The organism is Arthrobacter sp. 24S4-2 (assembly GCF_005280255.1).
GTDB lineage: Bacteria > Actinomycetota > Actinomycetes > Actinomycetales > Micrococcaceae > Arthrobacter.
Genome location: NZ_CP040018.1, coordinates 5,243,628 through 5,258,795, shown reverse-complemented (window position 1 = coordinate 5,258,795; position 15,168 = coordinate 5,243,628). Strand labels below are relative to the sequence as shown.

At 65.2% G+C, this 15,168-nt stretch carries 11 protein-coding genes and 1 tRNA gene; 5 read left to right on the top strand and 7 right to left on the bottom strand.

The genetic code is table 11. The features are described 5' to 3' along the window. Nucleotides 1–22: 22 nt before the first annotated feature. Together panD and FCN77_RS24430 are read right to left on the bottom strand one after the other, a co-directional pair. Complete coding sequence (gene panD, locus FCN77_RS24435) at nt 23–451, bottom strand: aspartate 1-decarboxylase (RefSeq protein ID WP_011693710.1); 429 nt, start codon at nt 449–451, stop codon at nt 23–25. Between the two features lie 92 nt (nt 452–543). Beyond that, entirely contained in the window at nt 544–1,479 is a 936-nt protein-coding gene (locus FCN77_RS24430; RefSeq protein ID WP_137324364.1) for a LysR family transcriptional regulator, read from the bottom strand. Nucleotides 1,480–1,621: 142 nt separating this feature from the next. On the opposite strand from FCN77_RS24430, the gene FCN77_RS24425 reads away from it, so the two are divergent. Further along, nucleotides 1,622–3,085: an amino acid permease gene (locus FCN77_RS24425; protein WP_137324363.1), complete on the top strand. Its 1,464-nt coding sequence runs from the start codon at nt 1,622–1,624 to the stop codon at nt 3,083–3,085. 383 nt (nt 3,086–3,468) lie between these two features. Further along, nucleotides 3,469–6,996, top strand: coding sequence for a bifunctional proline dehydrogenase/L-glutamate gamma-semialdehyde dehydrogenase (locus FCN77_RS24420; RefSeq protein ID WP_175417385.1), 3,528 nt, complete (start codon nt 3,469–3,471; stop codon nt 6,994–6,996). A gap of 749 nt (nt 6,997–7,745) precedes the next feature. Here FCN77_RS24420 and FCN77_RS24410 read toward each other — a convergent pair. Then, nucleotides 7,746–8,600 (bottom strand): LysR substrate-binding domain-containing protein, encoded by an 855-nt coding sequence (locus FCN77_RS24410; RefSeq protein ID WP_137324362.1) that lies wholly within the window; start codon nt 8,598–8,600, stop codon nt 7,746–7,748. Between the two features lie 171 nt (nt 8,601–8,771). Here FCN77_RS24410 and FCN77_RS24405 point away from each other — a divergent pair, with 171 nt between their 5' ends. Beyond that, nucleotides 8,772–10,301 (top strand): MFS transporter, encoded by a 1,530-nt coding sequence (locus tag FCN77_RS24405; RefSeq protein WP_137324361.1) that lies wholly within the window; start codon nt 8,772–8,774, stop codon nt 10,299–10,301. On the opposite strand, the gene FCN77_RS24400 is transcribed toward FCN77_RS24405, so the two are convergent. From FCN77_RS24400 to FCN77_RS24395, 3 genes are all read right to left on the bottom strand, one after another. Then, nucleotides 10,234–11,394: a N(5)-(carboxyethyl)ornithine synthase gene (locus tag FCN77_RS24400; protein WP_137324360.1), complete on the bottom strand. Its 1,161-nt coding sequence runs from the start codon at nt 11,392–11,394 to the stop codon at nt 10,234–10,236. The genes FCN77_RS24405 and FCN77_RS24400 overlap by 68 nt on opposite strands. After that, the gene (locus tag FCN77_RS26140) at nt 11,391–11,540 is read right to left on the bottom strand and encodes a hypothetical protein (protein WP_175417384.1); all 150 of its coding nucleotides are present in this window, start codon (nt 11,538–11,540) and stop codon (nt 11,391–11,393) included. Before FCN77_RS26140 ends, FCN77_RS24400 begins: the two co-directional genes overlap by 4 nt. Nucleotides 11,541–11,626: 86 nt before the next feature. Further along, a tRNA-Gly gene (locus FCN77_RS24395) sits at nt 11,627–11,700 on the bottom strand. Between the two features lie 421 nt (nt 11,701–12,121). Here FCN77_RS24395 and FCN77_RS24390 point away from each other — a divergent pair. Beyond that, nucleotides 12,122–12,565, top strand: a complete 444-nt coding sequence (locus FCN77_RS24390; protein ID WP_137324359.1) for an SRPBCC family protein — start codon at nt 12,122–12,124, stop codon at nt 12,563–12,565. 92 nt (nt 12,566–12,657) lie between these two features. Here the strand turns inward: FCN77_RS24390 and FCN77_RS24385 are convergent, their stop codons facing one another. Continuing rightward, nucleotides 12,658–14,406, bottom strand: a complete 1,749-nt coding sequence (locus tag FCN77_RS24385; protein WP_254678742.1) for a CAP domain-containing protein — start codon at nt 14,404–14,406, stop codon at nt 12,658–12,660. 156 nt (nt 14,407–14,562) lie between these two features. Here FCN77_RS24385 and dcd point away from each other — a divergent pair, with 156 nt between their 5' ends. Then, nucleotides 14,563–15,138 carry a dCTP deaminase gene (dcd, locus tag FCN77_RS24380; RefSeq protein WP_137324357.1) on the top strand — a complete coding sequence of 192 codons (576 nt, stop codon included), beginning with the start codon at nt 14,563–14,565 and terminating at the stop codon, nt 15,136–15,138. Nucleotides 15,139–15,168 lie beyond the last annotated feature (30 nt).

Sequence of the window (15,168 nt, the reverse complement as noted above, 5' to 3'; positions counted from 1 at the left end):
GGCCGGTCCGCGCGGAGCGGGCCTAGTTTAGGGCGGAGTTGTTGAGGGCGAACGGCGGCCGCATGAGGCCGCGGGTGTGCCCCTCGGCGGGATCGTTGCCGATCTGGACAATCTTGTTGTCCTTGTCCACATGGACCACCTTGGGCGTGTAGGCCTTGGCTTCTTCGGTGGTCATCTCGGCATAGGTGATCAGGATGACGATGTCGTTCTCGTGCATCAGGTGCGCAGCCGCGCCGTTGATGCCGATAACCCCGGAACCGCGCTCGCCGGCAATGGTGTACGTCTCCAGGCGGGCGCCGTTGGTGACGTCGACGATCGCCACGAGCTCTCCGGGGAGAATGTCAGCGGCCTCCAGCAGGTCCAGGTCAACAGTGACCGACCCCACGTAGTGCAGATCGGCGTGCGTGACAGTGGCCCGATGAATTTTGGACTTAAACATTGTGCGGTTCATAACCTGTTCAGTCTAACGCGCGGCGTACTTCCGCGCTGTGACGCAGGCAACTCCCTGTAGGACGGTGAACATCCTCAAATGATGCCCAGGCATCAGGCGGACTTGGCCTCCGGCGGGACCGGTCCGGCCGGCGCAATCGAATCGGCGGTTATGGCGAGTACCTCGCGGGCAGCAAGGATGGCGGGTCGTTTGACGCTGGACCGCCGCACGGAGGTGAAGACGGTCCGGTGCGGATTGCCCGGCAGGAGCAGCAGCTGCGCCGAGGTTCCCCTTCCGGTCCAGACCAAGTCCGGCATCAGGCCGACGGCGTTGCCGGACTCGATCAACCGGATCTGCGCCTGCAGGTCGGCAGTTTCGTACCGGACATCGGGCTCAAAGCCGGCGCTCCGGCATGCCTGTTCGGCCCAGTGCCGGGATGCCGCGCCCCTCGGTTCCATCACCCACGCGAGGTCCGCCGTGTCCTCGAGCGAGCTGACGGGCGCCAAGCCCTTGTCCGGTCCGGGGATGGCCAGCCGGATGGCATCGCTGGTCAGCCGGACGCGGTCCAGCTCCGCGTACCGCGGGGCGGCGTGGCCGGGATACTGTTCCGCGATAACCAGGTCAAAGTCCCTGGCCCACGTTTCATGCAGTGCCGTTTCCGGCTCCCGCTGGACCATCTCGATCCTGACCTCAGGGTAAGCGGCCGCCATCCGCGTCAGCGTGCCGGGCATCAGGGCAAGGGCAGCGGACTGGAAGACGGCGATCCGGACCGTGCCCGTAACGGTGGTCAGCGAGGCCGCCAAGTCCGCCTCGGCCTGCTCCAGCGTTTCGAGCAGATGGGCGGTGTGTGCCACGAGGACTTCGGCCTGCGGGGTCAGCTGGACCCGGCGTCCGGTCTTGCGCAGGAGCTGGACTCCGGCTTCCTTTTCCAGCAGCGCCAACTGCTGGGACACCGACGAGGGGCTGTACTGGAGGGCGTCTGCCACTTCGGCGAGGGTTCCCCGGATCTTCAGTTCACGGAGCAGCCTCAACCGCCGGACGTCGAGCATGACTGTTCCTTCGCTAAATCTAATGAATACTAATTAGGAGAATTCACTTTATCTAATGCAATCGTACTTGCATACTGATCAAACCGAGTTATCCCCATCACAGGGCGGATTGATGGGAATCGCATCTACGCAGGAGTCCCTGATGAGCACAAAAGATTCAACCCAGTCGATAATGCGGCGGAAGCCCATTGACGACATTGAAGAAGAGAACAAACACAGCGGACTATTCAAGTCCCTGGGCCTGTGGCAGCTCACGGCAATCGGCGTGGGGGGGATCATCGGCGTCGGCATCTTCTCCCTGGCCGGGCTGGTGGCTGCTGGCAGCGGAGACACGCCCGGCGTTGGTCCGGCGGTGTTGTTCTCCTTCCTGATCGCAGGCTTGGCGTCCGCGGCCGCGGCGCTTTCCTACGCGGAGTTCGCCGGCATGATTCCGCGTGCCGGTTCGGCATACACCTACGGCTACGTGGCCCTCGGTGAGGTGATCGGCTGGTTCATCGGCTGGGATCTTCTGCTGGAGTACATCGCCATTGTGGCCGTTGTGGCGATCGGCATTTCCGGCTACTTCGACGCCTTCCTTTCCGGCATTGGAATTCATCTCCCTACGTGGATGACCTCGACGGCGGACGAGGGCAAGGGCGGCATCATCAACATTCCGGCCATCCTGGTCTGCCTCCTGGTGACCTGGATCCTGTCCCGCGGCACGAAGGCTTTTGGCCGGTTCGAACTCGTCGCCGTGGCCATCAAGGTGGTGCTGATCCTGTTCATCATCGGTTTGGGAATTTTCTATATCGACACGAACAACTACAACCCGTTTATGCCCAGCGGCTTCGGCCCGGTGCTGGCCGGCTCCGCCACCGTGTTCTTCGCGGTCTTCGGCTACGACGCCATGAGTACCGCGGCCGAGGAAGCCAAGGACGGCAAGAAGCACATGCCGAAGGCGATCATCCTGTCACTCATTGTCGCGATGCTGCTCTACGTCGCCGCCACGCTGGTCCTGACCGGCATGCAGAACTACAAGGACATTGACCCCAAGGCCGGCTTCGCGTCCGCCTTCACCGGTGTGGGACTGCCCATCATTGCCACCATCATTTCGGTCTTCGCGGTGCTGTCCATCCTCACCGTGATGTTGACCTTCCTCCTCGGCGTCACCCGCGTCTGGTTCTCCATGAGCCGCGACGGGCTGCTCCCGGGGTGGTTTGCCAAGACGGACCGCCACGGCACCCCGCAGCGCGTCACCTGGATCGCCGGCGTCGCCTCGGCTCTCCTGGCTGGGGTGTTCCCGATCAAAGCCGTCGCAGACCTGACCAACATCGGCATCCTGGCCGCCTTCGTTGTCGTCTGTTTGTCGGTCATCATCTTCCGGTACAAGAAGCCTGAAGCACCGCGTACCTTCCGGCTGCCGTTCATGCCATTGGTTCCCGCGTTCGGCATGTTTGCGTCCGCCTTCCTGATGTTCCAACTGCACTGGGAGACCTGGCTGCGATTCTTCGTCTGGCTGGTGGTTGGCCTGATCATCTACTTCGGCTACGGCCGCAAGCACTCGCTGATGAACCCGAACAGCCCGCGGCACGAAGAAGCCGTGGAGATGCACCGCTCCCTGGGGTAGCAGCCCAACGCTCTCTCACTTCCTGCTGCAAATCACAGGACGCTCTCTCACGTATGGCGCGTTAGTGACGAACCCTCCCTCACCTCGGTGCGGGAGGGTTCGTCAGTTTAATGCGGGAAGTGAGGGAGCGCCGCCCGGGAAGCGGCAGCTAGTGCTAGTGAGAGAGGATCGCCCGGGAGGCGGCGAAAGGTGAGGGAGCGTCGCCCAAAAAGGTGCGGGAGGTGAGAGAGCGTTTGGGGTGGTTTCCGAACGTTCGGACAGGATTTTCAAGCATTGGGTTTTCTAACCTGTATTGCTCAGAAAACGTCGCTTTATCTTAAGTGAGCGGAGGCTCATACTGATGGAAAGAACGTCCTCACCAACGGAAAGAACGAGTGTTAGATATGACCAACGTTTCAACGGAGTCCGGTGTCCTCACTGGGAAAAGGGCCGCTGCACCAGCCGTTCCAGCCACGTCCCACGTGCCCGATGCCCAGGCCATTGCCGGGGAAGCAATCGGGCTGGTGCGCCATTGGCTCACGGAGGCCGCCAAGGTCCCCGTGGATGCCTCCGCTGAACAGCTCGCCGGCGTCCTGAAGGACCCGAACGGCCTCGACTTTACGGTGGGATTCGTGGACGGCGTGGTCCGTCCCGAAGATCTTCACGTGGCCGCCCGCAACCTCGCCGCCCTCGCGCCGAAGGTCCCGGCCTTCCTGCCGTGGCACATGCGCAGCGCCGTCCGTCTCGGCGGCACGATGGCCCCGGTCCTGCCCCAGGTGGTCATCCCGATCGCCCGCCGCGTGCTCCGCGAAATGGTGGGCCACCTCATCGTCGACGCCACCGACGCCAAGCTCGGCCCCGCCATCGCGAAGATCCGCAAGGACGGCATCAAACTCAACGTCAACCTCCTCGGCGAGGCCGTGCTCGGTGAGCATGAAGCCTCCCGCCGGCTCGAAGGCACGCACACGCTGCTGGCCCGCCCGGATGTGGACTACGTGTCCATCAAAGTGTCCTCAACCGTCGCCCCGCACTCCGCCTGGGCCTTCGACGAGGCAGTGGAGCACGTCGTGGAGAAGCTCACCCCCCTCTTCGCCCGCGCAGCCTCCTTCGCCGGCGCAGGACAGAAGGCCAAGTTCATCAACCTGGACATGGAGGAATACAAGGACCTGGACATGACCATCGCGGTCTTCACCCGGATCCTGGACAAGCCCGAATTCAAGGACCTCGAGGCCGGCATCGTACTCCAGGCCTACCTCCCGGACGCCCTGTCCGCCATGATCCGGCTACAGGACTGGGCCGCTGCCCGCCGCGCCGACGGCGGCGCCGCCATCAAGGTCCGCGTGGTCAAGGGCGCCAACCTGCCCATGGAGCAGGTCGAAGCCTCCCTGCATGCCTGGCCGCTGGCCACCTGGGGCACCAAGCAGGACTCGGACACCAACTACAAGCGCGTCATCAACTACTCGCTGCACCCGGACAGGATCAAGAACATCCGGATCGGCGTGGCCGGCCACAACCTCTTCGACATCGCGTTCGCCTGGCTGCTCGCCAAGCAGCGCGGCGTGGAGTCCGGCATCGAATTCGAAATGCTGCTGGGCATGGCCCAGGGCCAGGCCGAGGCCGTCAAGAAGGACGTCGGCTCGCTGCTGCTCTACACGCCCGTGGTGCACCCCGCCGAGTTCGACGTCGCGATCGCCTACCTGATCCGCCGCCTCGAAGAGGGCGCCAGCCAGGACAACTTCATGTCCGCTGTCTTTGAGCTGAGCGAAAACGAAGCGCTCTTCGAGCGTGAGAAGCAGCGCTTCCTCGCCTCCCTGGCGGAGCTCGACGACGAGGTCCCGCCGGCCAACCGCCGGCAGAACCGCAGCCTCCCGCCGCAGCCCCTGCCGCACGTGGGATTCAGGAACACCCCGGACACGGACCCCTCACTGCCCGCCAACCGCGACTGGGGCCGGGCCATCCTGGAACGCGTTCCGTTCTCCACCCTGGGCAACGCCGCCGTGGAAGCCGCGACCATCACGGACGCAGAGACCCTCGACGCTGTGATCGCCACGGCCGTCGAAAAGGGCCAGGCCTGGGGCGCCCTCAGCGGCGCCGAGCGCGCCGCCGTCCTGCACCGTGCCGGCGACATCCTGGAGGCCCGCCGGGCCGACCTGCTCGAGGTCATGGCCAGCGAGACCGGCAAGACGATCGACCAGGGCGATCCCGAGGTCAGCGAGGCCGTCGACTTCGCGCACTACTACGCCGAGTCCGCCCGCAAGCTGGACGACGTCGACGGCGCCACTTTCGTCCCGGCGAAGCTCACCGTGGTGACCCCGCCGTGGAACTTCCCGGTGGCCATCCCCGCCGGTTCCACCCTCGCGGCCCTCGCCGCCGGCTCCGCCGTCGTGATCAAACCCGCCAAGCAGGCCCGCCGCAGCGGTGCCGTGATGGTCGAGGCGCTCTGGGAGGCCGGCGTTCCCCGCGACGTGCTGACCATGGTGCAGCTCGGCGAGCGTGAGCTCGGGCGGCAGCTGATCTCGCACCCGGCCGTGGACCGCGTCATCCTGACCGGGGGTTACGAGACGGCCGAACTGTTCCGCTCCTTCCGCAAGGACCTGCCCCTGCTGGCCGAAACCAGCGGCAAGAACGCCATCATCGTCACCCCGAGTGCTGACTTCGACCTTGCTGCCAAGGACGTCGCGTACTCCGCCTTCGGCCACGCCGGGCAGAAGTGCTCCGCAGCATCGCTGGTGATTCTGGTGGGCTCCGTTGCCACGTCCAAGCGCTTCCACAACCAGCTCATTGACGCTGTCACCTCCCTCAAGGTGGGCTACCCCGAGGATCCGGCCAGCCAGATGGGTCCGATCATCGAGCCCGCCAACGGCAAGCTCCTCAACGCCCTCACCACCCTCGGCGAAGGCGAAAACTGGGCCGTTGAACCGCGGAAACTCGACGAGACAGGCCGGCTCTGGAGCCCGGGTGTGCGTTACGGCGTGCGCCGAGGATCCTACTTCCACCTCACGGAATTCTTCGGACCGGTGCTCGGTGTCATGACCGCGGACACCCTGCAAGACGCCATCGCCATCCAAAACCAGGTGGAGTACGGCCTGACCGCCGGCCTGCACTCGCTGAATACCGAGGAAGTCGGGCTCTGGCTGGACACCGTCCAGGCCGGCAACCTCTACGTCAACCGCGGTATCACCGGCGCAATCGTGCAGCGGCAGCCCTTCGGCGGCTGGAAGAAATCCGCTGTCGGCGCCGGCACCAAGGCCGGCGGACCCAACTACCTCGCCGGGCTCGGCGACTGGGTCAGCAAGTCCAGCATCGCTGCCGGTGCCAAGGCGGGCGTCACCCACCCGGGTTTGCGCCGTCTGGTGGGTGCCGCGAAGGCCTCACTGGACGCCGCCGAGTTCGGAGCGCTGCAGCGTGCCCTCGGCTCGGATGCCCTCGCCTGGGCCGAGGAGTTCGGCACGGCCAAGGATGTCTCCGGCCTGAGCGCGGAGCGGAACATCTTCCGCTACCGGCCCCTGCCGGTGACGGTGCGTCTGTCCGCCGGCGAACCCCTCGCTGACCTGGTCCGGACTGTGGCAGCCGGCGTTCTGGCCGGTTCGGCCCTGACCGTGTCCACCGCCGTCGAACTCCCCGCTCCGCTGCAGGCAGCGGTCGGCGCCCTGGACATCACCGTCACAGTGGAGGACGACGCCGCGTGGCTGGCCGCCGCAGCGCGGCTCGCCGAGGCGGGCAAGCTGTCCGGCGGACGCATCCGCCTCCTCGGCGGGGACGCGACGGCGCTGGCCGAAGCCACGGGCGGGCGCCCGGACCTTGCCATCTACGCCCACCCCGTTACCGAGGCCGGTCGCGTGGAGCTGCTGCCGTTCCTGCACGAGCAGGCCGTCAGCATCACCGCCCACCGCTTCGGTACGCCCAACCACCTCTCCGACAGTTTGATCTAAGGGGCCGGTGATGTAACGGCGTGCCCGCAGGGGTATCCGCCGAAGGCAACCGGCCGCAAAGCAATCGCCGCCTGCACTGCACCCTCGGGTGCGCGTGCAGGCGGCGATTCTTGTATGCGTAGTTGGATGTGACGGATTGTGCCTAGCCCAAATACCAGCCGGGCGGCACCCACGAGGCTGGGACCGAGTGTGCCGAGAAATCTTCGCATCCGGTGCAGAAGTACGTAACTTCGCCCGGTTTCCGGAGGGTGCCGTCGTGCCGGTACTTTGCCGGGACGAAGGTCTCCAAGTAAATAAACTCATCCGTGCCGCAGCGCTCGCAGTAGGGCTGCCCACAAACTCGGTGTCCACTAGGGTGGCGGCGGCGTGCGGTTCGCGCTGAGTGACCGGCTCAGCGTGTGCACTCATTTCATGATGTGCTGGCGTGTTGCGGTGCGTCCCCAGGGTCAGCGGGCGTACCGTTTTTAGGGAATGGACTGGATTTGAGACTGAGAGATGCGGGTGGTTCGTGGTTGGCGTCATCGCATGCCTATCCCGAACGTTGTCCGTCAGGCGCCCCCAAGGCGGCAGCGGCGGACACGGTTCGTCATCGAAACGTTGTCATTGGCTTCTGCTTAACCTTTAACAGAATTCAGCATAAATTACGCACGTAATATCTTCAATCACTTACGTGCAATTACCACTTGCACTCGGGCAGATACTTACGCAATTATTCAGTTTCCGTGGCTTTACTCGGCAGATACCCGCTCCTAGGCCGAGCGCTTCAGTGTGCGCCCCACGATTGCCTGGGTGAGCGCCTCAATAACCTCGGCATTGGCCAGCGGGTTGCGGATCAGGGTGAAGTCGACGTCCCCCACGGGCGGCAGGTCAAAACGGCGGGTGATGATCTTGAGGTCCTCCGGGACCAGCGACGACGGCATAACGGCGACGCCGATTCCGGCCCGGACGGCGGCCAGGACTCCGCTGATCTGCCGCGTGGTGCAGGTAATGCGCCACGTCCGGCCGCGGGACTCGAGGGCGTCGATGGCAAGCTTCCTGCTGAGGCTGGGCGACGGGTAGGCGATCAGCGGAACCGGATCCCCGGGTTCGAGTGCCGTCTGTTCCAGACCCACCCACGCGAAGGCGTCGTGCTGGACCACAGTGCCGTCCTTGGCCCCGGCAACCCACTTCACGAACACCAGGTCAAGCTGGCCGGCATTCAGTTTCCTGTACAGCTGGTCGCTTTGGCCCACAGTCAGTTCCAGGTTGATCTGAGGGTAGATCTGGCGGAACTCCCGAAGAATGCGGGGGAGGCCCGTGATGGCGAGGTCGTCCGCCGTGCCGAACCGCAGGCGGCCGCGCATGGCGGACCCGGAGAAGTAGCGGGAGGCGGCGTCGTGGGCCGCCAGGATGGTCCGCGCAAAACCGGCCATGGCATCACCGTTGTCCGTCAGCCGTACGTCACGGGTATCCCGGGCTATGAGCACCCGCTTTGCCGCGGCTTCCAGCTTGCGCACATGCTGGCTGACCGTGGGCTGGGCCAAGCCCAGCCGCTCGGCTGCCTTGGTGAAGCTGAGGGTCTCGGCCACCGCCAGGAAGGATCTGAGCTGGGCGGGTTCAAACATGGCACTCCTAGGCTCGCGGGCTGCCGCCGGGCCGGTGGCCGCTGAATCGGGGACGGACAAGATGGCATTGCGGTTCGTAATCTTAGTTATAGGAACAATACGCTTCCATAATCCGTCCGGGCCACCCTAGCGTGGAGGTATCCCGCTCACCCGCACCCTTGAGGATTCACTGTGGCACCCCCTCCGCCTTCCACGGCCACCGTCAGCCAGCCCGTCATCGATTCCGCAGCCTCCGCCGATTCCCCGCCACCGCAGTCTGCGTCACCGCAGTCAGCGTCACCGCAGACTGCGCCGGCGCAGAGCGTCACCCAGCCGATCGCAGTCGTGAGTGAACGGCTGCCGTGGCGCCACACGTTCATTTCACTCCGGGCCCCCAACTTCCGCATTTTCGCCATCGGGCATTTCGTCGCGGTGATCGCCCTTTGGATGCAGCGGATCGCACAGGACTGGCTGGTGCTGGAGCTCTCCGGCTCGGTCACGGCAGTGGGCATCACCGTGGCGCTTCAGTTCATGCCGTCGTTGTTGCTGGGGCCGGGGGGCGGGATGGTGGCCGACCGGTTTGCCAAGCGGAAGATCCTCATCCTCTGCCAGTCGGTGGCGGCCGTTCTTGCGGCGGCCCTTGCCGTGCTGGCGCTGAGCCAGCGCATCGAAGTGTGGCACGTCTACTCCATCGCCCTGGTGCTGGGGCTTGTCACCGTCCTGGACCAGCCTGCCCGGCAGGTGTTCGTGAACGAACTCGTGGGCCCCACGTACCTGCGCAACGCCATCAGCGTGAACTCCACAACGTTCCAGTTGGGCGGGCTCATCGGCCCCGCACTTGCCGGCCTGCTACTGACAGCGGTGGGCGCCGGCTGGGCCTTCGCCGCCAACGCCGTGGCCTGCTGTTCCACGGTGAGCATGCTGTTGCTCCTGCGCAAGGACCAGCTGTTCATCAGTGCCCCGGCACCCAAGCGGAAGGGCATGCTTCGGGAGGGGCTGCGGTACGCACTCAGCAAGCCGACCATCTACTGGCCGTGGCTGATGGCCGGCTTCATTTCGGTTTTCGCCATGAGCCTGCCGGTGCTGCTGGCTGCCTTCGCGGACCACGTGTACGACGTCGGCGCCGGCGGCTACGGCTTGCTGAACGCGCTGGTGGCGCTCGGTGCGCTCGCCGGTGCAATTGCCTCCACCCGGCGCCGGCACCTCCGGCTGCGGTCGGTGGTCCTGGGCGCCGGAATGTACGGCCTCATGCTCTGCCTGGCGGCCCTGGCACCGTCCATGGTGTGGTTCGGCGCTGCCATGGTGCTCTCCGGATTCTGGGCCTTAATGTTCCTGACAGCCTCAAACCAGCTGGTCCAGATCAGTTCCAACATGGGGATCCGCGGGCGCGTGATGAGCCTGTACATCATGGTGCTGATCGGCGGCCAGGCCATCGGCGGCCCGATGATCGGCTGGATTGCCGAACACCTGGATCCGCACACAGCCATCCTGGTCTCAGGCGGGGTGCCGGCGCTGGCGGCGGTGACTGTCGCCGTCGTACTGGCCCGGCGCGGTGAGCTGACGCTCAAAGTGAATCTCAAGGACCGCCGTCATCTGCTCCGCATCGTGAGGCGCACGGCGAAGCGGCCGGCACAGCGGCCGGCCGCTCCGGCGGCTACACGTCCAGAGGGGCGTGCGGGTACCCAGCCTGCCGCTGCTGAAACTGCAGTACGTCCTTGTTGAGGATCTGCCCGTCGCGGATTTCGATGGCGCGGGCGATCGTCTCGTTTCCGGCCCAGGCCTCGGGGCCGGAAATGACGGTTTCCAGGAAGGGCAGCAGCGCCTCGCTGATCTCCCAACTGGAGGAGTTCCAGAGGTAGGACGGGCTGTGGTCCACGGCGTAATAGTCAATGTGGTTGCCCACGGTCAGCATGGGTTCGGCGAAAGTGGTGTTTTTCGCCCAGCTGAAGCCCATGCCTTCGTCGCAGGACACGTCCACGATCAGGCTGCCGGGCCTGAAGGCATCCAGGTCCTCTTCCCGGAGGTAGGTCAGAGGGGCGTTGGGGTCCTGCAGGGTGCAGTTGACCACAATGTCGCTCGCGGCGAGGAAGGGTGCCAGCGGCACCCTGCCGCGCTCGGTGATGACCTGGCTCAGGAACGGTGCCTCGCTGTCGTGGTCGAACTGGGCGATCCGCACTGAGTGGATCGGCGAGCCGACAGCGGCCACGCCCCGGTTGGTGAGCACCTGGACATCGTGGATGCCGTGGGCGTTCAGCGCCGTGACGGCACCGCGGGCGGTGGCGCCGAAACCGATGACGACGGCGGTGAGCCGCCGGCCGTAGTCGCCTGTGGACCCGGTCAGTGACAGGGCGTGCAGAACTGAGCAGTAGCCGGCCAGCTCATTGTTCTTGTGGAAGACATGCAGGCCGAAGCCGCCGTCGCCGGCCCAGTGGTTCATGGCCTCGAAGGCGATAAGCGTGAGCTTTTTGTCGATGGCCAGCTGCGTGATGGCGCGGTCCTGGACACAGTGCGGCCAGCCCCACAGGACCTGCCCGTCGCGGAGTTCGGCAAGGTCTTCGGGCTGCGGTTTGGGCAACAGGACGACGTCGGCGTCGGCAATGACCTGGTCGCGGGTGGCAATCCGTCCCACGAGGGAGGCCAGGTGGCTGTCCGAGACGCCGAACTGTTCACCGTAACCCTGTTCAAGGATGATCTGCCGCCTGAGCTCCGGTGCTATGCGGTCCAGATGAAGGGGGTGGAGCGGGAGTCGCCGTTCGTCAGGCTTTCGCGTGCTGGCAAGGACTCCGAGGGTGAGGTGGTTCACGGAACCGGTCACTTCTTTTTGGGGCTCGCGGACTTTGTGGCGGTTGCCTTGTCGAGGGAGCTGGCGGGCGCTTCCGCGGCCCTCTTGTCGGCGCGTTTTTCCTTGATGGATTTGCCGGATTTTTTGGATGCTGCTTGACGCGGGGACTTGTCAGCCATGATTGCTCCTGTAGCGGAACCGAAGGGGTTCCTGACTTCTGACGATACAGGTAGGCGCCTAATGCCCTGGCGGCGCGGGGAAAAATTGGAGCGGCTGACGGGAATCGAACCCGCGTATCAAGCTTGGGAAGCTAGCGCTCTACCATTGAGCTACAGCCGCATGGGGACCAGCCAATAAATTGGTCAATAATCCCGGTTGCGTCAACCGGATTTACTTTACCCCAGCCGCGCGCCGTCCCCGAACAGGGACACCGGAATAGCCGATCGCCAAAGTGACGCTGGCGACTTCCTTGCCGTCCATCGCGTCCCGCCTCGGGAAGTGAAAATCCTCCGCGCCTGAGGCTCTCAATCTCGCCGTCGGGCAAACCACCGTCAAGATGTTCCCTGCTTCCCGACTTCCCTGCTTACCGACGAGGCTGCGGTCCGCTTTTGATAACACTTCACTCCTTTCGATAACTCTTCGGTTAAGGCACGGCCGCAGCCGCTCCCGAGCCGTCCTGGCTGAATATCCTGAGGGGGTTAGCTGCAGTATCAGGGGAACGGGCTACGTCAGAAAGCTGTCCGACAATCAAGGGATCCCCGTGGCATTTGCAGAGTTCGAGGTTGTTGTTGAACGTGATGCGATGACCGTGTACCGATTTCTGCTGGATGGACTAAATCTCCCTTCGTGGCGGGAAGGGATCCGCAGCATCGAACTGCGGTCCGGCGCCGTAGGCGCCAAGGGGGCCGTCTACCAGCAGACCCTGACCGGCCACGCCGGGCGCCCCATCGCCGCCGATTTCCAGATCACCCAGCTCCGGCCGGGCGCCGAGATCCAGTTCCAGGTGGTTGCCGGCCCCGCCCGGCCGAGCGGCGGGTACTACCTGAGCACCGAGGGCAAGCACACCCGCGTCCGGTTCGCGCTGGAACACCATTCCAAGGGCCTCGCAGGGCTGATGGACTTCATGATCCAGCGGACCATGAAGTCGGAAGTGGCCCAACTGGAACGGCTCAAGGCGGTCCTGGAAGCCCAGCCGACGGAGTAGTACTTGGGCTGAGCAGTAAAGGTAGGGCAGTAACGCGCCTGGACAGTAACGAGCCTGGACAGTAACGCGCCTGGACAGTAACGGCAGGGCAGCTACTGCGCGAGGCGTTGGCCCGTCCATGCACCCGGAACCGACGACGGCGTGGCCAGCGTTCCGATGCTGAGGTCCCAGTACTGCACTGTGTCGCCGGCCCGGCGAAGGGCCACACCTGTGGAGTTCAGTCCGGTGACGTCCCGCAGCGGACGGATTGACGTGACGTCTGTCCAGCCGCTGGCCACCAGGGCGCGGCTTTCCGCACGCGGTGCAGGGGCGCCGGAGCCGCGGTAGAGGCGGACGTTTCCGTCCGGCTGGCGGGCCAACAGGTCCTGGAACCCGTCGGCGTCGTAATCCACCATCGCCAGCCGGTTCGCCGAAACGCCGGACGCCATCAGCGTCCGTTCCGTCAGGTCGCCCTTGCCTCGGTTCAGGTAAAGCCACAGATTCCCGGAGCCGTCCAGGGCCACCAACTGGGGCAGCCGGTTGTTCGCGCACCAGCCGCCCAGCGCCAGCGTCATGCCCGCCCATCCGGACTGGCCCAGCGTCACGGCAGGGAGGAATCCGCCGCCGGCCACGCCCGAGTGCAGGGTGACCCGCCCGTCAGTCCATTGGGCCAGGACGTCAAAGACGCCGTCCCGCTCCCAGTCCGTGACAAACACTTCCTTGGCCGCGCCAAACCCGCTCCCGATGACCTGCTGCGCACCGAACTGGCGGTTCCCCAGGGACGGCCGGTTGAGGAGTTCGCCGGACGAGTTCACCGACACCAGGTCTCCGGGACCCTTGATGGCAGCAGCCGTTAGGCCCGCCGTCGGCGGCATATGGCGTACCAACGGATCGCACACGCTTGCGGCCGGCACCGGCAGTGCACCGCTGCCGCCGGGACTCGCGGTGGTTCCCGCTGGCAGCGTGCCGTAGCCGAAGAAGTCCACCACGCCCCACATGGAGTACCGGTTGGGCGTGGTCTGCCAGTTGCCGTCGGTGAACGTGATGCCGATGCCCATCACATTGAACCGGGGGTCCTTCAGGATCGCGTTATGGGCGGGCGAGCCTTTCCACCATTCCACCAGCTGGGCGGCGTCGCGGTCCCAGCGGACGGCGATCACCTCGCCCGCGCCGTTGGTGGGGCTGAGCGCCCTGGGGTCGGTCCAGAAGCTGGAGCGGTGCTCGATCACCTCGCGGGACGCGATGCTGTCGGACCACTCCTGGGCCATGGCGGCCACCGTGGCGTGGTACTTCACGGCGGGAAGGCCGAAGGATGCCCGGTAGGTGTTGACCGCGTTAAAGACGGCACTGATCTGGGCCGAGGCGTCGTCCCGGACGAGCGCTTCCGTGGTCAGGGCCTGGGACTGGAGGGATTCGGCGCTGGCAGCTGGCCCGGCCTGGGTCTGCATCGAGGGCGTCTGAGATTGGCTGAGCGCCGCCAGATCCGCCTCCGTGGCAGACAGCGGCGGGATGGCCGCCGGCTTGGGCGGCTCCTGCGCTGAAGGAGCGGCGGACATCCCGGTTGGGGCGACTGCCGAGGCCGCGCCGGACGTGTCGGCCAACGCGGCGGCAACGCCGTCAGGGTTACCCCTCCGGATATCAGGCTCCACTGCAGGGGCGAGTCCCAGCCCCGGTGCCGCATCAGCGGCGCCTGAGCCGCCGTCGTAAACGGCCGACGGCGGGCCGGGGACAATGAGGGGCGACGCGGAAGAGGCGGCGGGCCCAGGGTTTGAGGAAGATCCCCCCAACTGGCCGGCGCCAGGCGAGATGAGGGCCAGAACGCAAATCATGGCCGCCAGTGCCCGTGCCGAAATTTTCCTCAAGCCAACCCCAGGTCCGTCGGTGCCGTCTCCGTTGTGGGGAGAGGCTCCGTAACAGCGGCAACATCAGCCTCATTGTTTATCGGAGATGACGTTCCCTAACAGTGGTAACAGTAATGCCGGACCACGGGGTCGGCAATGGATGCGGTATTTTTGAGTGTGCTGATCTCTGACCGCGATATTCGTGCCGAAATTGATTCCCAACGGATTGTCCTGGATCCCTATGATCCCGTGATGGTCCAGCCGTCCTCTGTGGACGTCCGGATCGACCGGTTCTTCCGGCTGTTCGACAACCACAAATACGCGCACATCGACCCCGCCGAGGACCAGCCTGAGCTGACGCGCCTCGTGGAAGTGGACGCCGGGGAACCGTTTATCCTGCACCCGGGCGAGTTCGTGCTTGGCTCCACTTACGAGACGGTGACCTTGCCGGACGACATTGCGGCGCGCCTCGAAGGCAAGTCCTCACTCGGCCGGCTGGGGCTGCTGACGCACTCCACTGCAGGTTTCATCGACCCCGGGTTCTCCGGGCACGTCACGCTGGAGCTCTCCAACATGGCCACGCTGCCCATCAAGCTGTGGCCGGGCATGAAGATAGGCCAGCTCTGCTTCTTCCGGCTGAGCTCGGCCGCCGAATTCCCGTACGGATCGGGAGAGTACGGCAACCGCTACCAGGGTCAGCGCGGCCCCACCGCGAGCCGCAGCCACCTGAACTTCCACCGCACCGACATCTGAGGAAGCGTCGCCGTTTTGGCGACGGGATGT